Source organism: SAR324 cluster bacterium (genome assembly GCA_029245725.1).
Classification (GTDB): Bacteria; SAR324; SAR324; order SAR324; family NAC60-12; genus JCVI-SCAAA005.
Map to the genome: position 1 here is coordinate 68,976 of JAQWOT010000226.1, position 23,287 is coordinate 92,262.

Genomic DNA, 23,287 nt, shown 5'->3' on the forward strand with positions numbered 1-23,287 from the left:
AAACTTTATATCTTCAACTTTTAAAGAAGGTGTATCATCCCCTGTTGGGGGGTGTGCCTAAGGCATACTTGTTCGTACACTAGCTTTTTGATGGATCAAGATAAATCCAGTGTTGATCATAGGGCACATTCAGGGGATCTGGGGATGGAGAATTCTAGCTGTGGCAATCATCGCCTGACCCAGACTGATACCACCATCGTTACAGGGGATTGCTGCAGGTCTAAGCACAGAGAGTCCCTGTGCCTTTAGTTGTCTTTCCAGCAATTGGGCCAATAGCTCATTTTGAAATACACCACCACTGAGGACAATCTGCTTCACGGATCTACAGTCTATTCGAATTGTTTGTAGATGTTGGACGATTTGCCACAGACCTTGGGCCAGACCACGGTGAAAACGTAAGGCAATCACTGCTTTAGGTGTTCCATCCACAAGGTCATTGAAGAGAGCCTGCCACATTGGTTGTGGTTCTAGGTAAGGCAATCCACTTGGCTTCCATTCTAGAATGGCAAAAGGGTAAGAGAAGTTATCGATGTCTTCTGCTGAATAAGCCTCTTCTGCTAGACCTTGAAGCTGCATAGCGGCTTGCCCTTCAAAAGAAACAGATTCCTGGCACAAGCCGATTGCCGCAGCCACTGCGTCAAAGAGTCGACCAGCTGAACTGGCAAGGGGTGCGTTTCGCTGCAGTTGAAGCATACTCTGGTAGGTAGAGACAGGCTGCTTCTCTAGAAATTCCGTTAGCTCCAGTTGTCCATAATTTCCCAAAAAGTGATCCCATCCGAGCGAGCTGAGCAGCTGGGCTAATGTATTGCGCCAGGGTTCCCGCATTGCTTTTTCACTTCCTAGCAGAGCTACAGGCTTCAGCATTCCCAGACGTTTTGCAGAACGGTAATCTCCAAGCAAAATTTCGCCTCCCCACAACTCATTATGAGGACCCATCCCCAGTCCGTCCAAGATGACTCCCAAAACTGGAGTTGTATCAAGCGGGACCAGGTGCTCTGCCAGGCAGGCGGCCAAGTGTGCATGATGATGTTGCAGACGCATCATAGGGAGTTGACGTTGCCGAGCGTACTCTTCACCGATACGGGTACAGGGGTAGTCAAAGTGCAGATCTACAGCGACATGACTAGTAGGTTGCGGATACAGATGTTCGAACAACTGTAGGCTTGCTTCAAAATCTGTGATAGCCCGAGCTTCGTGCAAGTCTCCGATGTGAGGCGAGAGAACAGCGTGATCATCGATGACTCGGCAGAAGGTATTTTTTAGTGAGGCCCCAAAGGCCCAAACTGAGGGAGCTCTTTCAAAACCTGCTGGTAGAGGAATAGGTTCGGGAGCCAATCCTCGAGCTCGCCTGAGTACTCGAACCGTTTTCCCTTCTACTCGTAGAATGGAGTCATCGACACGATTGACGATTGGACGTTCGTTCCAAAGCAGCCAATCTGCGATGCCATTCAGTCGTTGTCGAGCTTCCTCAGCAGTTTTGCACTGGGGCTCGTCAGAGAGGTTCCCGGATGTGAAGACCAACGGAACTCCCAGTTGTTCGAACAGCAGGTGGTGCAAGGGAGTATAAGGTAGCATCCAACCAAGTCGACGTTGATCAGGAGCAATTGCCTCCGGCAAAGACATCGTGGATTGCTGGCTTTTTTTAAGCAGGACAATTGGAGCGACGGGGCTACTCAGTTCACTCCATTCGAGCTCGTTGACAGAGCACCATTGCTCTAGCATCTTGCGGTTCTTCCCCATCAGGGCAAAGGGCTTAGCCTCACGAATTTTTCGTTGCCGTAGTCGCTGCACGACATCTGTGTTCGTTGCATCACAGGCCAGGTGGAAGCCCCCAATTCCTTGAATTGCGATGATTGCGCCTTGTTGGAGTAGACGAGCTGCAGCATCAACTTCATCCAGTGGAGAGAGCGCTTCTCGATCAAAGTACTGACCATCGAAGCGCTCTAGATTAGTTTGGGGTCCGCAGCGATGACAGGCGATTGGCTGGGCATGAAAGCGACGATCGTTTGGATTAGCGAACTCTGCTAAGCAGACGTCGCAGAGTGGAAAGCTGCGCATGCTGGTGTTGGCACGGTCATAGGGCAAGGCCTCAATGATCGAGTAGCGTGGTCCGCAGAGTGTGCAGTTGGTTAGTGGGTAGCGATAGCGGCCAAAAGTTGGCTGGGTGACTTCTTCTAAGCAAGCAGGACAGGTAGCTAGGTCGGGTAAGACTTGAAAAGCTGAACCATGCAGCGAACTCTCTTGGATCAGAAAATCAGTAGGAGGAGAGCCAGTCAAGGCCTCAGAATTTAGAGAGGTGATTTGGGCGATGGTCGGCAGGGCACTGGGCAGGAGTGACTGAAACTCCTGTAGCTGCGAGGGAATCCCCCAAATCTCTACGACAGCCCCAGAACGATCGTTAAAGACGCTCCCCGTCAGCCCTAATTCTTTTGCTAGTCGCCAAACAGTCGGTCGAAAACCCACTCCTTGCACACGACCCTGATAACGCAGAAGAATACCGATTCGCTCTGGCGAACCATTGGACTTCGAAAGACTGGAAGAGCCTTGATCAGTTAGGTCCATTTGGCCCCACTCTGTTCAATTGAACTTCTATGTATTGATCTCGTATACGGACCGGAAAGTGGCGCAAAGATAACTCAGGAGCAAAGGGACAGGTACCTGACAGTAGGTCAAACTCAAATCCATGGTGAGGACAGATCAATTGGCCTTTGTCAACAGCGTTCATTTCTAGTGGCCAGCCAAGATGAGGACAGACATTTTCAAAGCAGATTATCTGGTCTGCAATCCGGGTCAGTAGTAGCGAGTAGCCATCTTCTTCCCAGAGCAACAGTTTGCCTTTCGTGATCTCATCAAGTTTAGCGATGGGGGTCCAAGGATCAGAAGATTTCATTTGACTGAAATAGCGATTGATAAGTCGGCTGTAGTCTTTCTTCAATAGATCAAGAAAATCCTTTCAACTCTGAGAGCAACTGCTGAAAGATCTGATCTAGTTTTTGATGATTCTCCTGGCTAAAGAATCCTTCCTTGTTGAATGACATTCCATTCTCGCCCATAAACGAAACACAGTGAATGAGCGTGTAAAAATTGACTATGATCTGCTGCGTCTCTGTTGCAGAAAGCTGATCCAACCAAATTGCAACTAGATCATTGCTTTCATTGTTGGCCAGGAGTGCCATGTTCATCAGGGATATGTGAAACAACGGGTCCCCAAAAGCCATTTGATCCAAATCCACAAAGCCCGTGACAGAGTAATCAGATTTGGAAACGAGTAGATTTTTTGTGGTCAAATCGTGGAAAAAAGCTCTTGGCTGGACGGTGCTGAAATATCCTTTGAACTCATCCTGAAGCTGACAAACTTTCTCGACATAAGTTGGATCGACTTGGCCAACGGTCTGAATCCAACTCCTTGCTCGCTCCAGTGAGTTTTCGATGATCTGGTTCCATGAAGGAAGCAGCTGTGGGCAATTATAATGAAATCCCCAGCCAAAGCCGGAAGCTTCTGGAAGCGTATCAGCATTTCTTTGAAACTCGATCAATCGATCCACTACTTTTGCTTTTTGGTCTCCGCTCATCTGATCGACCAACTCGCCTAGGTCCACACCGTCGATGTACTCCAGAATCATGAAGCTGTACTTTTGTTCTTCAATACTGAGCTTGAAAATCTGGGGGATGGGCAGTGATAGTTTCTGGAGTTGAGTTGACCAGAACAGGTTGCCATTCAAGTGGGAAGTATTGTTAGGATGACAGATGCGGATAACAAATCGTTGCTGCTCCCCTTGAACATTGAAGACATAGTGACAGAGACCTGTGGGAAGGCGCTGAATGTTTAGCTCGCCCTGCCGAAGAAAAGAATTGGCAATTTGCTGTACATCATCAACTGTCGGAGGACTAAAGTGACTCGTCATGCGTTGTCAGGAAATTCTTGAAAAATGAACCAAATATCGAGTTGTACATCTTGAAAAGCGCTTATCTGAGTTGTACCCCTAATAGCAAATGTCTTTTTGCAGTAGAATTACCGTAACGTAGTTTATTAGTGTGAGTCAGGATCTATCATGACTTCCAATGGTCAATTCTATAAAACTCAAATTCCTTCATGAATGATTTGTCGATGCAAGAACGTCTTTCCCAAATCCTAACGTTTCTACGGGCATCTGAATCACTCAAAAGTACATTGCGGAGTGGTCATACTTCCTCCGGCAGACCAGAGAGTGTAGCAGAGCATACTTGGCGACTTTGCCTGTTGGTGATGGTACTGGCACCCGAGTTTCCTAAAGTAGATGCCCATCACTTGATGAAGATTTGTTTGGTCCATGATTTGGGGGAGGCGTTGCAGGGAGATATCCCAGCTCCGTTGCAGGATCCCAATGTCGATAAATCTCAAAGCGAGCGGGAAGATCTATTGGAATTATTGTCACCATTGCCGGAATTGCAGCGCAGTGAAATTCTGAAACTCTGGGAGGAATATGAGCAGGCAACTACCCCGGAAGCAAAATTGGCTAAGGCTTTCGATAAACTGGAGACGTTGCTCCAGCACACCCAAGGACAGAATCCTCCTGATTTTGACTATGCTTTCAATCTGGACTATGGACGAAAATATACGGAATTGAACGCCCAGACTCGTCAACTCCGAGCCTGGATTGATAAAGAAACAAGACGACTCGATACCGAACTAGGGTAGACTTCACAAAATATAGGAAGCTATCAAAGGATTGGTTGGGTTCATGAGATTAGGATGTGGAGCCTGGGATCTTTCGCTGGGGATATTTAGTCTCAACCGTGTAGGCCAGGTCCAGCAATTTCTGATCTGCCCAAGGCTCAGCAAGTAGTTCCAAGCCCACCGGTAATTCTCCATAAAAACCAGCTGGGACAGAGATGGCAGGTACCCCAGAACAGGCAGCCAAGCGACAATTTGTACCCATCTGATCCTCCCCAATCAGGGCGGCTACACGGCGAATCGGTGGATAGGCCAGAGCATCCAGATTGTTTTCGGCAAGCAGACGAAGTAGGGCTCTGCGTACGACTTTACGTTGTGCCATTTCCCGGTAATAGGTTGATTCATCTTCACTTCTCATGGCCATAGATTTCTGCGTTCTGAGATCCACTTTGGGATGATGTTTCCCAAGGGCGAGTAGTTCCTCTAGATCGCTGAAGCCCATCTCAGGATTGGCCTGCAGATAAGCGTTTACATCCTGCTTGAAGTCATACGCAGAGACAAAATAGCCTTCAAGTGGTCGATCCAGGGAATCCTCCAATTCTGCGGACTCCAGTTCCACAATTTCCCATCCAGCTTTTTTCGACATCGCTGTCAACGCCTCACGGATGACCTCGGCCACAGCTTCGTCCCCGACCTCCCGCACCAGCCACTCTTTCAGCAGTCCAATACGAGCCTTTTCTCGCAATTGAAGATGGTCAAGGAACCGAAAGGGATGCCCAAAACTCTCAGCAGTCTGAATATCTTCTGCATCATAGCCAATCATCTGATCGAGCATGATCGCCAAGTCTCGAACTGATCTGGCGAGTGGCCCCCCAATATCCTGGGTGGAAGAGAGAGGAAAGATCCCACGTCTACTCATCAATCCCTGAGTCCCCCGTAGACCAACGAGATTGTTCTGTGCAGCTGGAATGCGGATCGAACCGCAGGTGTCACTACCCAATCCAGTGACCGCAAAATTGGCAGCCACTGCGGCACTGGTACCACCGCTGGAACCACCTGGATTTCTGGTGGTATCGTAGGGATTTCTGGTAAAGCCGTGAATGGAGCCAACGTTCGTGATGCCATAGGCAAATTCCTGCATGTTGGTTTTTCCAAGCAAGAGAGCGCCAGCGTTTTTCAGCTTAGAGACGAGGTGAGCATCCCGATCAGGAGCAAAGCCTTTGAAGAGTACCGAGCCAACTGTGGTGGGCATTCTCTTGGTCTCATAGTTGTCTTTTACCAGAATGGGGATGCCATGAAGCATGGATCGGGCTCCCTGTCGACTACGCTCATCATCTAGTGCTGCGGCTTGTTGCAGCACATCATCATTGAGTACCCGGATGCTGTTGAGGGCTGGGCCTTGTTGATCGTAGGTAGCAATTCGATCTAGGTAGTACTGGGTCAGTTCGACTGCGGTCAAACTCCCGGAGTTCATTGCCTCTTGCAGGGTTTCAATAGATGCTTCTAGCAAGTTCATTGGGTTGGTCTCACACTTGGCTAATTATGATACTTGAAAAATTCATGCTTGCCTTATCCGATACAAGTAATCAGTTCTTGGAAATGTTACATAGGCCGAGCACAGTTAAACCTATACCTCCGCAGTTAGGCGAACTTTTGCGTCAGATAGTAGGTGAAACATCCTTTGCTCTGCTTCTTCTGGTTTCTTTGCGAAAATAGAGTTTGCTACATCCTGATGCAGAAAAAGTGAGGCTTCATTTTGCTTTGCATCTCGATTTGTAAGACGAATCGAACTAAGCAGTGATGTGAAAATGATACCATCCATTGCGCTAAGAAACTCGTTATCCGTGGCCAGCAAAATAAGTCTATGAAAATTAGCGTCTGCTTCTACGAAAGCTTCGGATGAATCGACAGTCTCTCTCATTTTATAAATCGCCTCCTCAATACTTTTGTAATCTTCCGACGTTCCGTTTCTCGCAGCTAGTAGGGCTGCTTTGGGTTCAATCACCAATCTGAATTCATGTAGCTGCATCAAGAATTTTCGATTTGGAGGTGCTGATTGATGCCAGGCTAGAACGTCATTGTCCAAAATTCCCCACTCCAGCCGATTTCTGACTTTGGTTCCTATTCCACGCCGTACTTCTAGTAACCCCTTTCCAACAAGAATTTTCACTGCGTCCCGTATCACGGAGCGACTTACCCGATATTTCTCTGCAAGAGTCATTTCATCTTCAAGACAGGTACCCTGCGGATAGAGTCCGGCAACGATTCTGCGTCCTAGTTCACGGGCAATTTGGGTTGCTAGACTGTGTGTCAGGCCATTTGTTTGAGTCAGGTTGTAGAAAAGTATTTCGTTCATTCATTCTCGATTGAAAGGAGTCCACTACTCAAAAAGTCTTAGTTTACAGGAATCATAGCGTGGTTTGAAGCCGCTTAGAAGACTTTGATTGTCTGTTTCATTGATAAGAGTTTCCCAATTTGCTGTGAAAATATTTTTTTGTGTTTGGTTGTTCATTTCAGAATCAATCAAATTGATACGTGAAACCAATTTCACTCTTTCGAACAGGAGGACCAGTCACCATTAAGCTATTTCAGAATTTTCATCACTTTTTATCATAAGTATTGTTTTATTAAACATCATATGTTTAATATGGCGAACAAAACAAGGTGATTGGCGATATGAACCACGTTTTGAAGCCAAGAACCTGAGCAGAGTAAGAGAGCTACTTCATGAAAATTACAGAAGTCAAGAGTCACATTCTCCAATATGACCTTAAGGAAGAGTTAGGTTATTCCCAGCAGTATTATCAGAAAAGGACTGGGCATCTAGTAGAGGTGGTTACTGACGAAGGGATAACGGGGTGGGGTGAGTGCTTTGGCCCGGGGAATGTGGCAATTGCCAATAAGGTGATTGTCGAGCGGGTGATTCAGCCAATGATCTTAGGGGAAGATCCGCTGAATCGTGATGTGCTCTGGCACAAGGTCTACAACCTCTTGCGGGATCATGGACAGAAAGGGATGCCAATCCAGGCTCTTTCTGGGGTGGATATTGCGCTGTGGGACATCTTAGGCAAGGTCACAGGACTGTCAATTTCTAGGTTAATCGGGGGAAGATTCCGAGAACAGGTGCCAGTTTATGGCTACGGGATGATGCTTCGGCGTGAGAAATTGCCAGCACTGCTGGATCGCTTCGTAGAGGAGGCTGCAGCAATCAAGTCAGCAGGCTTTGTCGCAACCAAGATGAAGGTGGGATTGGGCACCAAGCAGGATGTACAGCTCGCAGAAGCGGTTCGACGAGGTGTTGGTGATGATTTTCCGTTCATGGTCGATGCAAACCATTGTTACACAGTAGACCAAGCGCTCTACGTAGGTCGGGCATTGGAGGAACTGGAGGCATATTGGTTTGAGGAGCCTGTTGCCCCAGAGGATTTAGATGGTTACCGAGAGCTACGTTCCCAGTTGAAAATCAACATTGCTGGAGGTGAAGCAGAATTTACACGTTGGGGTTGGCGAAATCTCCTGGAGAAGCGTTGCCTAGATATCGCTCAACCGGAAGTGTGTGCACTTGGAGGAATTTCAGAGTATTTGCGAGTACTGGCTCTAGCCCAGGCACACTTCACACAGGTGATTAATCATGTATGGGGCTCAGCTGTCGCGATTGCAACAAATCTGCAGTTGTTGGCGGCTATTCCACCTCTTCCAGGTGGAATTCATCCGCAGGAACCGATGCTGGAGTTTGATACGACAGACAACAAGTTCCGCGATGACTTGCTGACCGAACCGCTGAATATTCAGCGCCAGGTCGCAAAAAATGGTGGTTATGTTCCGATTCCAGATGTTCCAGGGCATGGAGCAGAACCGAATCGTGAATTCTTGGAGCACTTCGCACTGGAAGTTTAGTCTGCCGGTGTGGTCAACAAACTAATCTCTGGAGGATCAATGTTTGGAATCAAGAAAGCAATTACTTGTGTTGCCTTGGCAATGATGTCCATGGCTCCAATAGCAGTAGCAGAAGATATGGTAGCGATGCTACTGCCTGAAAATGTGAACCCACGTTGGGAGAGCCAGGACGCTGCTTTTTTTGTAAAGCACATGAAAGATATGGCCCCAAATATTCAGGTAGAGGTGTTTAATGCAAACAACGATACTGCTGCACAACAAAGACAAGCCGAGCAAGCTCTTTCTCAAGGTGCAAAGGTACTGGTTGTCATTCCTATTGATGGAGAAGCAGCTGCGATCATAGCAGATATGGCTGCGGATGAAGGTGTGCCTACAATTGCTTACGACCGTATGGTGCAATCAACAAATACCAGCTTTTGGGTGCAGGCGGACCTGAGAGCTTCGGGTCGGGCCCAAGCCGCCCACATTGTAGCAAATACAGAGTTTGGGGACACCCTGGTAATGCTGAAAGGCTCCCCAACTGATCCTAACGCCCCAACTATTTACCATGGACAAATGGATGTCTTGGAATCCCTATTTGCCTCTGGTGAACGAGTTTTAGGATATGAAAATTGGACTCAGGGTTGGGATCCAGCGGTTGCTAGACGTTCCATGGATCAGGCTTTGACCAAGCTAAACAATAATGTGCAGGGAGTAGTTTCATCAAATGATGGTAATGCTGGTGCTGCTGTTGCTGCTTTAGCAGAGCAAGGAATGGCTGGCAACGTCCCAGTTAGTGGACTGGATTGCACAGTGCAAGCGCTTCAATTGATTCTGTTAGGCCAAATGACTCAGAGCGTTTGGAGAGATTTTGATATGATGGCGGAGGCTACAGCGAAGGCAACCGTCGCTTTAATCAACGAAGATTCCCTGGATGGTATTGTTATGGGGACATCGCCAGCAAATTCAGCTGGCAAGGAAGTACCTATGGTCCCTGTAGGTTTCTATAATGCTGTCGGTGAAGCTGGTGTTCAATATGTGATTGATAATGACCCTTCGATCACCAAGGCTGATGTATGCAAAGGTGAAGCTGCTGCAACTTCGTTTTGTAAGGGCTGAATCACACTTCTTATAAATTGCGATTTTCCTGTTCCTGTTCAGATGCAAGTACAATTACCTCATTTGGTAGTTAGAGAAGCCAGAAAACGCTTTGGTGGCCTGGAAGCTCTCCAGGGAGTCTCCTTTGAAGTGGAGCGCGGTGAAGTGATGGGACTGGTTGGTGATAACGGGGCAGGAAAATCTACTTTGATGAAGATTATTGCAGGTGCGGAGAGTTGTGACAGTGGTCAGTTTTTTCTTGATGGTAATGAGATTTTCATTTCAAGTCCTCAAGATGCGGTAGCTCAAGGCATTAGGATTGTCTACCAGGATCTGGCGCTATGCGAAAATCTGGATGTGGTTGCCAACCTTTTTCTAGGTCAAGAACCCGTACTCGGGGGTTGGGCTAAGTTCCTGCCAAGATTCATGAAACCATTGGATACTCTCTCCATGGAGTACCAGGCACAGAAGGCCATTCAACGATTGAAAGTCAGGACACTCCAATCAGTTCGTAGCCAAGTAGGTGGATTGTCAGGTGGTCAGCGGCAGGCAATTGCGATCGCCAGGGCGATAGGTGCAGATTCCACAGTTGTATTGCTAGATGAACCAACTGCAGCCTTAGGAGTAGCTCAGACGAGAGAGGTACTGGAGACAATTCGGCAGCTGCGTGATACTGGGCACGCAGTTGTCTATATTTCCCACAATTTGAGGGATGTCTTTGAAGTTTGTGACCGAATTACAGTACTGAGACAAGGAACAAATGTAGCAATTTACAAAGTATCCGAAGTTTCTCCTGAAGAAATTGTGTCTGCTATGACACGAGGAATGGATGTCGACGATGCCTGAACTCGGTACAATGAGTCTGAAAAAAATCAGTAGTTCCCGTCTGGGCTCTGCACTCCCTGTACTATTAGCTCTTGCTGCCATTTGGATCTATTTTGGTTTGACAGAGCCAGCTTTCTTGAGCCCACGCAATTTTTACTATCTCTTCATGCAGAGTTCTGTTGTCGGAACTTTGGCAGTGGGTATCACAATTGTTTTATTGATTGGGGATATTGATTTGTCTGTTGCTGCTACTTCAGGGGTTTGTGCAGCAATCTTGGCAGTCTTGACAACTAACCTAGGAATTCCAGCCCCAATTAGCTGTTTAGCTGCTTTGTCAGCCGGAGTTTGTGTGGGTATCTTCCAGGGGGTAATGTCAGCTTTGGTTGGTATCCCATCTTTTGTGGTTACTTTGGCAGGATTGTTAGGATTTCAAGGATTAATGCTAAAAATTCTAGGAATTCATGGTGCGATCAACGTCCGAGATCCGTTTGTCAGGGGCATCACTACTACTACATTGCCCACAGAATTGGGTTGGGCTGCAGCGGCCTTGTGTATCGCAACCTTCTCTTGGATGGTTTGGTACAATCGGCAAAAGCGCAGAAGACTCTCCTTAGAAAATAATCCTTGGGCCAGCGACCTCACTAAGGTGGGATTCTTTGTGGTGTTTGCCATATCGGTTGTTGCTACACTCAATTCTTACCGTGGGGTCCCTCTGGTTGTCGTTATTCTACTAGGACTAACGGCTCTGCTAGGTTGGCTCACTACCTCAACCCCATTTGGCAGATCTCTCTATGCAGTTGGAGGCAACGCCGAGTCAGCTCGTAGAGCTGGCATTTCATTGAAAGGTGTTAAGATTGCCGCTTTCGGAATCGTGGGATTTATGGCGGCAACAGGAGGAATTGTAGGTGCGTCCCGCTATGCCTCTGTATCTTTCAATGCCTTTGCAGGTGGACCTTTGCTGTTAGAAGCAATTGGAGCAGCGGTCATAGGTGGAACATCATTGTTTGGGGGTAGAGGTAGCGTCTGGAACGCCATCCTTGGAGCACTCGTGATTGGTTCCTTGGGTAATGGCTTGGACCTGTCTGGAGCTGGAGCGGCAGACAAACTGATGTTTTCAGGAGGAATTCTGCTGTTAGCTGTTTCCATTGATGCTCTGTCTCGTCAGGGAAGAATTCAAAGTAGAGCATAGTGGTGTTTTTTGCGCAGCGAACTGTCTCAAGGCGGGGTCTATCATGAAATCAACTTTTTCCACAACACACCTCTGGAATTCTGGGCAGTTAGTCCTACTTAATGGAATATTGGCACAACTGATTCCTTCAGGGGCTAATGGAAAGATACCTTCTGCAGCAGAATTTGGTGTTGCTGATTTCATTGCTCAGAAGATTTCTGACAACACTGAATTGCAGTTGTTGTTTGCACAAGGTCTTGAATACTTGGAAACTTTACTGCAGCGGTCTGAGAAAACAGCAGCAGAACTATCAAATAAAGAATGGATTGCCCTCGTTAGCCAGCTTGAAAAAAGCCAACCAAGCTTCTTTGAAATGCTCCTCCGAGCTACCTACATGGGTTACTATAGTGAATCAGCAATTCGACCACTTTTTGGTTTGTCTGCGGGTCCCACTCAACCAGAAGGATATTTGGTGCCGGCAGACGATCCAATGGAGCTCGATCGGATGCTAGAACCTGTTCGTCAAAGAGGTGCTTGCTATCGAGAATGCTAAACTTCTGTATGAATAAGGAATCATGGGCCAGGATGCAGTTGATGTATTGATTGTTGGAGCAGGAGCTTCGAGTGCTGCAGTGGCATATTCGCTTGCCGATATGGGTTTGAAGATCCTTTGTCTGGAACAGGGAGATTGGGTTGACCGATCCAACTTGCCGAGTACCCGGAAAGATTATGAACTGCATCGATATGACAAGTTCAGTTGCGATCCAAATGTCCGTAAGCTTCCTCAAGACTACCCAATCAATTCTGAAAACTCTGCAATCACTCCTGTCAACTACAATGCGGTCGGTGGGTCCACAATCAATTATTTAGGGCACTGGCCCAGATTTCACCCTTCTGACTTCCGAGTGAAGACTTTAGATGGTGTTGCTGACGACTGGCCGATTGACTACGACACACTGGCTCCCTATTACGATCTCAATAGCAAAATTATGGGAATTTCCGGGCTTTCAGGGAATCCCTCTTATCCGCCTTACGATGTTCCACTACCCCCGATCCCTTTAGGCAAATTGGGCAAAACCCTCGCAAAAGGATTCAATCAGCTTGGCTGGCACTGGTGGCCTTCCGATACCTCAATCCTGAGTCGTGATTACCAAGGGCGAAACCGATGTGTCAATGCAGGGACCTGTGATCTAGGATGTGCCTCTGGTGCCAAAGCCAGTGTAGATCTGACGTACTGGCCTTTATTGCTTGAAAAGAGAATTCAACTACGGACAAATTGCCGTGTCCGAGAAATTACGCTCCAATCTAATGGCAAAGCAGGAGGTGTCCTCTATTACGATGCAGATGGAAATCTACAGGAGCAAAACGCAGAGCTAGTGATTATGGCCTGCAACGGGGTAGGAACACCCAGGATCATGCTCAACTCGAAGTCCAAGGAATTTCCAGATGGCATTGCTAATCGCAGTGGAAAGCTGGGAAAAAATCTGATGTTTCATCCACTTTCCGGAGTGGTTGGTCGATTTGCAGAACCAATGGAAGGATTTAAGGGGCCGATGGCCTGTAGCATCATCAGCCAAGAGTTTTACGAGACTGATCTAAGCCGGGATTTTGTTCGAGGTTATGGTTTACACGGAGGGCGTTTCACCACCCCTATGACTTTTGCTTTGGGTGGTTATGGGGTAGACAATTTGATGCCCTGGGGTGCGGAGCACCGGCGGCAATTCGACGAAACTTATCCTTATTGTGCCGGATTGACAATTGTTACAGAAGATCTTCCTCTGGAAAGCAATGCCGTGACGCTAGATCCTGAACTTACAGATGGCGATGGTATTCCAGCACCTAAAATCAATTACCAGGTTGATGAAAATACCCAGAGAATGTTTGCCCATGGTGCGGCGAGAGCTGAAGAGGTACTTTTAGCTGCTGGAGCCAAGAGTATTGTTGCCTCGGGAGGTGACGCTTGGTGGCGAGCTGGATGGCATTTGATGGGTACTGCCCGGATGGGAACAGATCCAGAAAACTCTGTAGTCAATGATTGGGGGCAGTGCCATGATGTGAAGAATCTCTTTATTGTCGATGGGAGCATCTTTGTCACCTCAGCTGCGGTTAATCCAACCCCCACGATCCAAGCACTCGCACTCTACATTGGAGACAGCATCAAAAAGAATCAGAATTCTCTTTTTTGCTAGGAGTTCTAAAGTCCATCCAATGACAAACTGAATATTCAACAGAAAATTACCTATAAAAAGGGCTACGTCGAAATCCCTGACTGTCCTGGTCATGGAGCAGAACCAAATCGTGAGTTTTTGAAGAAGTTTGCAATTTAATTCGAAGGCAGACTGTTCCTCGCTGAATGGATCATTCTGATTCCTTTCGCCTTGACAAAAAAACTCCATCTCCGCAATTTGTGGCCCAATAGAAAGCAAAGCTGTTGGTGTCCCTCAGCTTTGCTTCCACAACGAGGCTGTGCCTTGTGAACTCTGATAACCCCTAGCCAGGAGGAAACCAACCCCAACGCACCCCTTGTGTCAAAACGACTCAATGAATTCAATGCTACAGAGGAGTACATGAAGATTTCCAAACTATCGATTGCTTTGCTGGCAGTTACGACTGCCTTTTCGATGATGACAACTTCGCTATTGGCAGGTGGCCACTCGCTAGCCAAGGTGCCACGAGAGCAAACCCTGGTACTAGGGTGGAGCATCACTTCACCGATTGGAGTGACTAATCCCTTTGCATCCACTGGATACACTCATCAGGAAGCCAACAACCTGATGTGGGAGGGTCTGTCCTATTTTGGTATTTTCAACGATGAAGAGATTCCTTGGTTGGCTGACAGCATGGAGTACACCAAGAGTGACTACACGCAGTTGACCATCAAGCTCAACGCAATGGCTCAGTGGAGTGATGGAACGCCTGTCACCTCCAAGGATGTGGTCTTCACCTTCGAGAGCCAAAGGAATAACAACAAACTTCCCTATCACGCTAATTTCAAGCAGTTTGTTGACAAGGTCACTGCCGTAGATGACAAGACCGTAGTTGTTGATTTCAAGATGCCAGCACCTCGATTTAAGTTTCAGGTACTGACGCTGAAGTTCGACACAGGAATCCCGATTGTTCCAGCGCACGTCCTCTCCAAGGTAGATAACGTCAACGAATACGAAGGTGGCAATGACATGCCCCACTCTGGCCCCTATAACCTTGTGTTGTGGGATGCGAATCAGAAAATCTTTGATGTGAATCCAGATTGGTGGGCAGTCAAGGCCGGCCGCATTAGCATGCCAGAAGTCAAGCGTGTGGTGATGTTCAATATTGGTGGCCAGGTTGGCCAGGGAATGGACGTAGTTGCCCAGCGTGTGGTGAACAACGAATTTGATGCCACCCTGGATATGCGCAGTTCTGTGATTGGAAACATCCTGCGTCAGAACTCCAAGGTGACTACCCACTCGGCAGACAAGCCTCCCTACGGATACCTTGATTGGTGGCCAAATTCTCTCTGGGTCAACACCCAACTTGAGCCCTACAGCGATGCAAGAGTCCGTCGTGCGATGAGCTTATTGATCAACCGCGAGCTGATCAATGAAATCATTTACGAAGGAGCTGGCATTGCGACGATTTACCCCTTTCCCCTTTACCCAGGACTTGAGAAGTTTGCTAACAGCCCAGCTGTTAAGAAACTGGAAGCTGAGCTTCAGCCAGGGCTCTATGATCCAGATCAGAGCGCTGAATTGATGAAGGCTGCTGGGTTCACTATGAACGATGATGATATGTGGGAGAAAGACGGCAAGACGGTGAGTGCTGTGATCAACGGATTTGAGGGTATCCACAGTGACATTGTTCCGATCTTAGTGGAAATGTTGCGTAATGGCGGAATTGATGCGGATATCAACTTTGGTACAGATGCCTACCAAAATATGGCTGATGGCAAAGCCGGACTCTACATGTTTGGTCACGGAGCCAGCCTGAAGGATCCTTACACCGCTTTGGAACTCTTTCACAGCCGCTACAGTGCAGCCATAGGTACGACAGCAGGCTCTAACCGGTTCTCCCGCTACGCTAATCCAGAGTATGACAAGTTACTTGATGAGATGGCTCCTTTAGGGGGTGATGATCCAAGATTCCAGGAATTGGCAGCGCAAGCAATGGGAATTTACTGGAGAGATCAGATTGACATCCCTGTCATTCAGTGGCTCCACCGGATCCCCTACAACCAAACCTACTGGGGGAATTGGCCAACGATCGCCAATCCTAGTTTGGGTATGAATGGAGCCTTCTGGGCTCACACTGGCATGTTGGTTGTCTCTACCCTGAAATCTGCTAAATAATCACTTTCCACGCGCCCCTGTTCTGGGGGCGTATCTGAGTTCCCCCATGTTTGTTCTCAAAAGACTTCTGTTCGTCATCCTAGTGGTTTGGTCTGCTTCCACCATTACCTTTTTTATTCCCAGGATTTCAGACATCAATCCAATTCGTGAGCGCTTTGCAGAGCTAGCCCGATTAGGTGGATTCTCTGCAGGTGAGTTGGAGACGATCGTTGCCTCCTATTCCAAGGCCTTTGGTCTAGACAAACCTCTGATGCAGCAATATTTCGATTACATCGGAGGAGTGATGACTCTTGACTTTGGGGTCTCACTGAACAAGTTTCCTAAGACTGTTCTCATGTTGATTGCCGAGTCCTTACCATGGACGATCGGCCTGATCCTTGTTACTACGATTCTTTCTTTTGTGATTGGGAATCTCGTTGGAGCCTTGGCTGCTTGGCCACTTTCTCCCAGATGGGTTCGTGGTATTTCTACCAGCTTTATCTTGTTTCAAGGGGTCCCTCCAGTCCTGCTAGCTATTCTATTGATTTTTTTTGTAGCTTTTAAACTCAATATTCTGCCGATCGCAGGTGCATATTCGATCGGGACTATCCCTGATTTCACCTTCGAGTTTATTTTGGATGTGTTGAGGCATCAGATCTTGCCCGGCATCGCTCTCATCTTTGGGTCCCTTGGAACGTGGGTGCTCTCGATGAGGGGAATGGGAATCACAATTCAGGGGGAGGACTATGTGGTCTTTGCGGAGCACAAGGGATTAAGTTCTTACACTATCTTTAAGGACTACTACCTGAGAAACGCCCTTTTGCCACAGGTCACAGCATTCGCCCTGGCACTTGGAAATGTAATTACCTCTGCAATCGTTGTGGAGACCATCTTTGGGCTTCCGGGTCTCGGATTTGTGCTGATCACAGCGATTCGCTCCAACGACTTTTTAGTGATTTATGGGATTGTCCTGTTTATCACGATTACCGTAGCTGTGCTGATGGCCCTAGTTGAGTTACTTTACCCCTTGCTGGATCCTCGTGTGCGACAAGGGCAAGAATGATTAATTACCTCAAGCGTAACGTCAGCCTAACAATTGGCCTCGGATTGCTGATTTTCTTAATTCTCTTCACGGTGCATGGACTGCTGACGATTGAATTCAAGCAGGCCTATCCACTGGCAGTAAGGCCCAAGCAACCACCTAGTCTGAAATACTTATTTGGGACTGATTTCTTCGGGCGGGACCTCTACACCGCAATGGTGGTGGGAGTTTGGCAAACCGCCATCATCGGTTTGGTAGCAGGAGCTGCGGGAACGATCATCGGTATCGTACTGGGGTTTATTTCTGCATACTTTTCAGGACTGATTGATTTGGTTATCAAGTTTATCTGTCAGATCCTCACACCAATTCCAGCCTTTCTAATCCAGGTTGTGATTGCCAGTTCAATTGACAAGCGGGACGTTACGATCATCACGATGGCAATTGTTGTCTTTCTACTCTCCTGGATGGCACCAACATTGGTGATCCGATCACAGGTGCTCTCGATGCGGGAACGTCAGTTCGTGGCGGTCGCCAAGCTCTCTGGAATGAACTCTCTGGAAATTATCTTCAAGGAAATCTTTCCGAATCTCTTGCCATTCATTGCTGCTGCTTTTGTTGCCCAGGTCTTCCAGGCGGTTTTTGCTTCTTTCTACCTCGCTGTGATTGGTCTCGGTCCCTTACGTGAACCCTTACTAGGTAACACGATCTGGGCGGCGCAGAGTCAATCTGCCTTCTTCAATGGTTGGTGGTGGTGGCCTGTTGGGCCGTCCCTAGCCATGATCCTGATTTTGGGCTCACTGGCGTTGATCAATATGGGCTTGGATGAGATGGCAAATCCCCGCATCCGCAATAAGGAATAACGTTGAAACATTTGTTGGATATCACAGGCCTAACCGTCAGCTACTACACTGACATTGGTCGGGCTATTGCTCTGAACCAGGTGGATCTGAAGCTCAAACAAGGTGAGAAACTTGGTTTGGTAGGTGAATCTGGATCTGGGAAGAGCACGATGGGCTTAGCCATGATGCGGATGATCAAGCCACCTGGGAAGGTCGAAGGTGGTTCCGTTGCAATTGGTGGGGTAGAAATGTTGCAACTCAGCGATAAGGAAATGCTCAAGAAGCGACTCAGCACGATCTCCTACATTCCCCAGGGAGCGATGAATTCGCTCAATCCTGTGCTAAAGATCAAACGCCAGATGATTGATGCCTACAAGGCACACTATCCGAACCACAAGCTAGATCAGGTCCTCCAGTTGGCTCACGAGGCCATGACCTCCGTGGAGTTGCCAGAACATGTGCTGGAGATGTATCCTCACGAACTATCTGGAGGCATGAAGCAGCGAGTTTGTATCGCTATTGGAATCCTGCTGCGACCCCAGATCATCATTGCCGATGAACCAACCAGTGCGCTTGATGTAGTGACTCAGCGTCAGGTGATCGAGACGCTCAACCGGGTGCAACAAAAGATTGGTTCTGCATTGATTTTGATTGGTCATGATATGGGCCTGATGGCTCAGTCGATGGACAAGGTAGCGGTAATGTATGCTGGAGAAATCGTGGAAATCAATGATGTACAGACTATTTTTACCAATCCCAAGCATCCCTACACGAAGGCGCTGATTAGCAGCTTACCCAGACTACAGAATCGAGGAGAGTTTCGTGGAATTCCTGGAATGGCACCTTCGCTCTACCGTCTCCCAAACGGTTGTCGCTTCCATCCACGCTGCAACCAACAGCAACCTCAGTGTCAAACGACCTCTCCGCACAAGAGTGTTTTTGAAGACGAAAAGTATGTGACCTGCCATCTCTACGAGGCCTCATGAATATGGCCACACTGGAGCTAAAAAATGTCTCTAAGCTCTATCGGGTGGGCAAGAAGGCTGTTCACGCCCTCAATCCGATCAGCTTTGATCTGTTGGGAGATCCAGCCCGCATCATCACTGTGGCTGGAGAGAGTGGTAGTGGAAAGACAACCCTGGCCTCCATCATGTTGGGCTTGTTAGGGCCAACTACGGGCCAAGTGTTCTATGAAGGCAAGGATGTCAGTAAATTAAGTGGTGGACAGTACCGGGATTTTCGCAAGAATGTGCAGGCGGTTTTTCAGGATCCCTTTGCGGTCTTCAATCCCTTCTACCAGGTGGACCATCTGCTGGAAGTGCCAATCCGTAAGTTCAATCCTGGGCTCTCAAAAGTTGCTCGCCGCAAGGCAATGGAAGAAGCTCTGGAGGCGGTTGGCCTGCAGCCCAGTGAGATCCTGGGACGCTATCCCCACCAGCTGAGTGGAGGACAGCGACAACGAATCAACGTGGCCCGGGCGATCGTCATCAAGCCCAAGATCCTGGTCGCAGATGAGCCAGTCTCGATGGTCGATGCCTCCTTGCGAGCCAACATTCTCGAAGCGTTAGTGTCCCTGCGCGAGAACTACAAGGTCAACATTCTCTATATCACCCACGACCTGACAACCGCCTACCATGTCTCTGATTCCATCATCGTTCTCTATCGGGGGAGCGTAATGGAGGCCGGAGATATCACCAAGGTGGTGGAGTCTCCACAGCATCCCTACACACAGCTGTTGATCAACTCGATCCCCTGGCCAGATCTGGAGCGCAAGTGGGACAACCAGCGATACGCCAATCCTGATATTCAGGAAATTTCGGGAGCAGGTTGCAAGTTCTACAGTCGCTGTCCAAACCGCCAACCTGGTTGTCAGGTGACTCCCCAACTGGTTCCCCTGTTCCCGAGACACTTGGCCAGCTGCCTGTTACACCAACCCCAGGCTAACCTGGATTCCAACCTAACGCAGAACTTGTAAATCTTAGAAAACATCCATGCAAAAGATCGCAGTCACCGGTGCTAATGGTCACTTTGGGAAAATTCTAGTTCAGTTTCTGAGAGAACAGCATTTTACGGTGAAGCCCTCAGATCTCTTCTCTGGGCGTCCCGAAGAAGGAGCGGTCAATTGTGATGTTCGTGATTTGGGCCACCTGGTCAGTGTTTTTCAAGGCTGTGATGCCGTTGTTCATCTTGCGGCTTTCCCGAGCCCCTGGATGCAGCCAGATGCCAAGGTTTACCAAGACAACACCGTGGGCAGCTACAACGTGCTGCTGGCTTGTGAGCTTTTGGGCATCAAGAAGATCTGCCTCGCTTCGAGTATCAACGCAATCGGTGGGGTTTATTCCCGCCTGCCAACCTATGACTACTTCCCCGTAGATGAGGAGCATTCGACCTACAGCGAGGATCCTTACAGCCTCTCCAAGTGGGTTCTGGAAATCCAGGCAGACTGCTTTGCTCGGAGGCGTGAAGACATTTCCATCAGCAGCATGCGCTTTCACTGGTTGCAGTATCGGGATTTTGTGGAACCCCGTACGACCAACGGGATCTCCTTCAAGCATCTCTGGGCCTACACCGATCCGATTGCGGCTGCCAAGGCCTGTTTGGCTAGTCTAAAAGTAACCTGGACCGGACATGAGGCGTTCTTTATTGTTGCCCCTGAAACCGCTAGTCCTACCGACTCCAAAGAACTCATCCGTGAGCACTATCCACAGGTTCGTGTGAATCAGCCAATGCCCGGCAAGCATGGGTTTTATAGTTGTGCCAAGGCTCAGCGACTGCTGGGTTGGGTGCATGAAGATCACCAACACTGAGCAAATCAGAAGAAAATCTCCCAAAGCTTATCCAAATTCTGCAGAATCCTGTATTTCAAGCATTGACTTCCTCAGTGAATTGCGATTACACATCTGAAAGATGGACGGATCGCTTTCCTCGGTGACCTCCCATCTGCCTGCGCTGAAATCAGACAGGCTCATCTCAAGTCTTAACAACAAAACTCCCATGGCATACAAAGACCTCAAAATCACACGCCTTGAGCTCCTGATGGTCAAGCCCCGCTTCATGTTCCTGAAGATGCACACCAACCAGGACCTTGTTGGTTATGGTGAACCTATCCTTGAAGGCCAGACCCATGCAGTTGCAGGGGCGGTACGGGCAATGGAGAACTATCTGCTGGGCAAGGATCCTCGACAGATCGAGCACCACTGGCAGGCTCTCTACAAGGGGAGCTTCTATCGGGGAGGGCCAATTCTGACGAGCGCACTCTCGGGGATTGAACAGGCGATGTGGGACATCCTCGGTAAGTCGTTGGGTGTGCCGGTGTATCAACTTTTGGGTGGATCAGTTCGAGAGCGGATTCGGATCTACGCCCATGCTCACGGAGCAGACAAGGAACAACTCTGCAAGCGAGCCCGTGACCTGGTTGACATGGGCTTCAACTTCCTGAAGACAGGTTTTGAAGCGCCCGTCGCCTTCGTCGAGAACCAACAGTTCCTGCGGAATTGTGTGGAGCGCTTTGCTGCGCTACGTGCGGAGGTGGGCCCAGAGGTGGACCTTGCACTGGATTTCCATGGACGCTTCTCACCAACGATGTCCAAGCGCCTGATCAAGGAGTTGGAGCCGCTCTATCCCTACTTTGTGGAGGAACCCTGTCTGCCCGGCAACACGGCAGCGCTGGTGGAGTTGAAAAACTCAACGACGGTTCCGTTGGCCACTGGAGAACGTATCTTCACCAAGTGGGGCTTCCGAGACCTGATTGAACAAAGAGCGGTCGATATCCTGCAACCGGATCTCTGCCATGCAGGGGGCATCATGGAGGTCAAGAAGATCTCAGCAATGGCCGAAGCCAGTGACCTAGCCGTGGCTCCCCACAACCCACTGGGGCCGATCTCGCTGGCGGCCTGCCTGCAACTGGATGCCTGTACCTTGAACGCGGTGGCCCAGGAACAGGTGACCCTAGGGGATGGTTACCTCGTCAAGCCTTTCGAGATGCAGAACGGCTACATCGATCTGCCAACCGAGCCCGGGTTAGGGTTCGAGTTGGATGAAGAGAAGGTGCGGGCGCTGGAATACGATGGAAATTGGGAAACTCCACGGGTCATCGACCAACGCGATGGCTCCGTGGCTGAGTGGTAAAGACAACGAACAGGAAACTATGAACTCTCCGAAGATCAAGGACATTCGGGTCATCATGACCGAGCCCGATGGCATTCGACTGGTGGTGGTTAAAATTCTTACCGATCAGGATGGACTCTATGGGGTTGGCTGTGCGACCTTCACCCAACGACCACTGCCGGTGGTCAAGGCGATCACAGACTACCTGCGTCCCTTCCTGATTGGACGCTCTGTCGTGGATATCGAGGACATCTGGCAATCCTCCTACGTCTCGTCCTATTGGCGTAACGGACCAGTGTTGAATAATGCGCTGAGTGGGGTGGATCAAGCCTTGTGGGACATCAAGGGCAAGATGGCCAATATGCCCTTGTACGATCTGCTGGGTGGAAAGGCGCGAGAAGCGGCGGCAGTCTATGTCCACGCTTCAGGAAGCTCTGCTGAGGAGGTTGGTGACAAAATGCAGGCATTCATGGAGCGCGGCTTTCACCACATCCGAGTGCAGGTCTCCACTCCAGGCTACTCAACCTATGGCAATAAGTCAGCGAAAAGTGGCACGGACACCAGTTCCAATCGGGATATCAGCCAGGGGCCGATCCCAATCACAACCCGCTTGCGAGAGTATGATCCCGCCAAACGCTACGCTCATCCGGGAGGTGTATTTGAGCCCAAGCCCTACCTGCGCTCGGCTTTGAACTTGTTTGAATACATCCGTGATCGTTTCGGCTATGGCGTGGAGATCCTGCATGATGTGCATGAGCGGATTCCTCCGATCCTCGGTGTTTGGTTCGCCAAGGAAGTTGAACACTTCCAGCTATTCTTCCTCGAGGATCTCTTCAGTCCCGAAGACAACGAATACTTCCGAATGGTGCGGGCCCAGTGTGCCACGCCGATCGCGATGGGCGAACTCTACTCCTCTCCTCACGAGATCATCCCGATGATCAAGGATCGGCTGCTGGACTTCATCCGGATTCACATCTCTGATATGGGCGGAATCACACCCTGCCGCAAGCTTGCTGCGATGGGTGAACTATTCTCTGTGCGTACGGCTTGGCATGGACCTGGTGACACCTCACCGATTGGTCATGCGGCCAACCTGGCGCTGGATCTCAACTGCTCCAACTTTGGCATTCAGGAATATGCGATCTTTGGTGAGCGGACCCAGGAGGTCTTTCCGGGATGTCCCGAGGTGCGGGAAGGGATGATGTGGCCCAACGGTAAGCCGGGCCTGGGGATTGACATCAACGAGAAACTGGCAGCGAAGTTCCCTTACAACGAGTACGAGTTTGGTGGAGCCTGGGACACTGTCCGGCGTGCAGATGGTTCAGTAGTGAAGCCGTAGTTGAAGCAAATTAGCCCCACCCTTTGTTCAAAATG

Annotated in this window: 20 protein-coding genes; 15 read left to right on the forward strand and 5 right to left on the reverse strand. The window is 49.0% G+C overall.

The genetic code is table 11. The annotated features are described in order from the left end of the window. Positions 1–129: 129 nt before the first annotated feature. The 3 genes from hypF to P8O70_12440 are packed head-to-tail and all read right to left on the reverse strand — an operon-like array spanning position 130 to position 3,905. The gene (gene hypF, locus P8O70_12430) at positions 130–2,562 is read right to left on the reverse strand and encodes a carbamoyltransferase HypF (protein ID MDG2197665.1); all 2,433 of its coding nucleotides are present in this window, start codon (positions 2,560–2,562) and stop codon (positions 130–132) included. Further along, the gene (locus P8O70_12435) at positions 2,549–2,890 is read right to left on the reverse strand and encodes a Rieske (2Fe-2S) protein (GenBank protein MDG2197666.1); all 342 of its coding nucleotides are present in this window, start codon (positions 2,888–2,890) and stop codon (positions 2,549–2,551) included. The genes hypF and P8O70_12435 overlap by 14 nt, the downstream gene beginning before the upstream one ends. A 49-nt stretch (positions 2,891–2,939) precedes the next feature. Further along, the gene (locus tag P8O70_12440) at positions 2,940–3,905 is read right to left on the reverse strand and encodes a phosphotransferase (protein MDG2197667.1); all 966 of its coding nucleotides are present in this window, start codon (positions 3,903–3,905) and stop codon (positions 2,940–2,942) included. 203 nt (positions 3,906–4,108) lie between these two features. On the opposite strand from P8O70_12440, the gene P8O70_12445 reads away from it, so the two are divergent. Continuing rightward, entirely contained in the window at positions 4,109–4,678 is a 570-nt protein-coding gene (locus P8O70_12445; GenBank protein MDG2197668.1) for an HD domain-containing protein, read from the forward strand. Between the two features lie 49 nt (positions 4,679–4,727). Here the strand turns inward: P8O70_12445 and P8O70_12450 are convergent, their stop codons facing one another. After that, positions 4,728–6,170 (reverse strand): amidase family protein, encoded by a 1,443-nt coding sequence (locus P8O70_12450; protein ID MDG2197669.1) that lies wholly within the window; start codon positions 6,168–6,170, stop codon positions 4,728–4,730. Between the two features lie 111 nt (positions 6,171–6,281). After that, positions 6,282–7,010, reverse strand: a complete 729-nt coding sequence (locus P8O70_12455; GenBank protein ID MDG2197670.1) for a FadR/GntR family transcriptional regulator — start codon at positions 7,008–7,010, stop codon at positions 6,282–6,284. A gap of 371 nt (positions 7,011–7,381) precedes the next feature. Here P8O70_12455 and P8O70_12460 point away from each other — a divergent pair, with 371 nt between their 5' ends. From P8O70_12460 to P8O70_12525, 14 genes are all read left to right on the forward strand, one after another. Continuing rightward, positions 7,382–8,551, forward strand: a complete 1,170-nt coding sequence (locus P8O70_12460; GenBank protein MDG2197671.1) for a mandelate racemase/muconate lactonizing enzyme family protein — start codon at positions 7,382–7,384, stop codon at positions 8,549–8,551. A gap of 39 nt (positions 8,552–8,590) precedes the next feature. Next, entirely contained in the window at positions 8,591–9,649 is a 1,059-nt protein-coding gene (locus P8O70_12465) for a substrate-binding domain-containing protein (GenBank protein ID MDG2197672.1), read from the forward strand. A 42-nt stretch (positions 9,650–9,691) separates the two neighbouring features. Further along, positions 9,692–10,474: an ATP-binding cassette domain-containing protein gene (locus P8O70_12470; GenBank protein ID MDG2197673.1), complete on the forward strand. Its 783-nt coding sequence runs from the start codon at positions 9,692–9,694 to the stop codon at positions 10,472–10,474. Beyond that, a complete protein-coding gene (locus P8O70_12475) occupies positions 10,458–11,642 on the forward strand; it encodes an ABC transporter permease (protein ID MDG2197674.1) in 1,185 nt (394 codons plus the stop codon). The genes P8O70_12470 and P8O70_12475 overlap by 17 nt, the downstream gene beginning before the upstream one ends. 43 nt (positions 11,643–11,685) lie before the next feature. After that, a complete protein-coding gene (locus tag P8O70_12480; protein ID MDG2197675.1) occupies positions 11,686–12,174 on the forward strand; it encodes a gluconate 2-dehydrogenase subunit 3 family protein in 489 nt (162 codons plus the stop codon). A gap of 22 nt (positions 12,175–12,196) precedes the next feature. After that, on the forward strand, positions 12,197–13,810 hold the full coding sequence (locus P8O70_12485; protein MDG2197676.1) for a GMC family oxidoreductase: 1,614 nt from the start codon (positions 12,197–12,199) through the stop codon (positions 13,808–13,810). 378 nt (positions 13,811–14,188) lie between these two features. After that, the gene (locus P8O70_12490; protein MDG2197677.1) at positions 14,189–15,946 is read left to right on the forward strand and encodes an ABC transporter substrate-binding protein; all 1,758 of its coding nucleotides are present in this window, start codon (positions 14,189–14,191) and stop codon (positions 15,944–15,946) included. A gap of 46 nt (positions 15,947–15,992) precedes the next feature. Next, entirely contained in the window at positions 15,993–16,988 is a 996-nt protein-coding gene (locus tag P8O70_12495; protein MDG2197678.1) for an ABC transporter permease, read from the forward strand. Further along, a complete protein-coding gene (locus P8O70_12500) occupies positions 16,985–17,827 on the forward strand; it encodes an ABC transporter permease (GenBank protein ID MDG2197679.1) in 843 nt (280 codons plus the stop codon). The genes P8O70_12495 and P8O70_12500 overlap by 4 nt, the downstream gene beginning before the upstream one ends. 2 nt (positions 17,828–17,829) lie before the next feature. Further along, the gene (locus P8O70_12505) at positions 17,830–18,792 is read left to right on the forward strand and encodes an ABC transporter ATP-binding protein (GenBank protein MDG2197680.1); all 963 of its coding nucleotides are present in this window, start codon (positions 17,830–17,832) and stop codon (positions 18,790–18,792) included. Beyond that, positions 18,789–19,781: an ABC transporter ATP-binding protein gene (locus tag P8O70_12510; protein MDG2197681.1), complete on the forward strand. Its 993-nt coding sequence runs from the start codon at positions 18,789–18,791 to the stop codon at positions 19,779–19,781. Before P8O70_12505 ends, P8O70_12510 begins: the two co-directional genes overlap by 4 nt. A gap of 16 nt (positions 19,782–19,797) precedes the next feature. Then, positions 19,798–20,613 (forward strand): NAD(P)-dependent oxidoreductase, encoded by an 816-nt coding sequence (locus P8O70_12515; GenBank protein MDG2197682.1) that lies wholly within the window; start codon positions 19,798–19,800, stop codon positions 20,611–20,613. Positions 20,614–20,800: 187 nt separating this feature from the next. After that, positions 20,801–21,934 carry a galactonate dehydratase gene (gene dgoD, locus P8O70_12520; protein ID MDG2197683.1) on the forward strand — a complete coding sequence of 378 codons (1,134 nt, stop codon included), beginning with the start codon at positions 20,801–20,803 and terminating at the stop codon, positions 21,932–21,934. Then, on the forward strand, positions 21,873–23,252 hold the full coding sequence (locus P8O70_12525) for an enolase C-terminal domain-like protein (protein ID MDG2197684.1): 1,380 nt from the start codon (positions 21,873–21,875) through the stop codon (positions 23,250–23,252). Before dgoD ends, P8O70_12525 begins: the two co-directional genes overlap by 62 nt. Positions 23,253–23,287 lie beyond the last annotated feature (35 nt).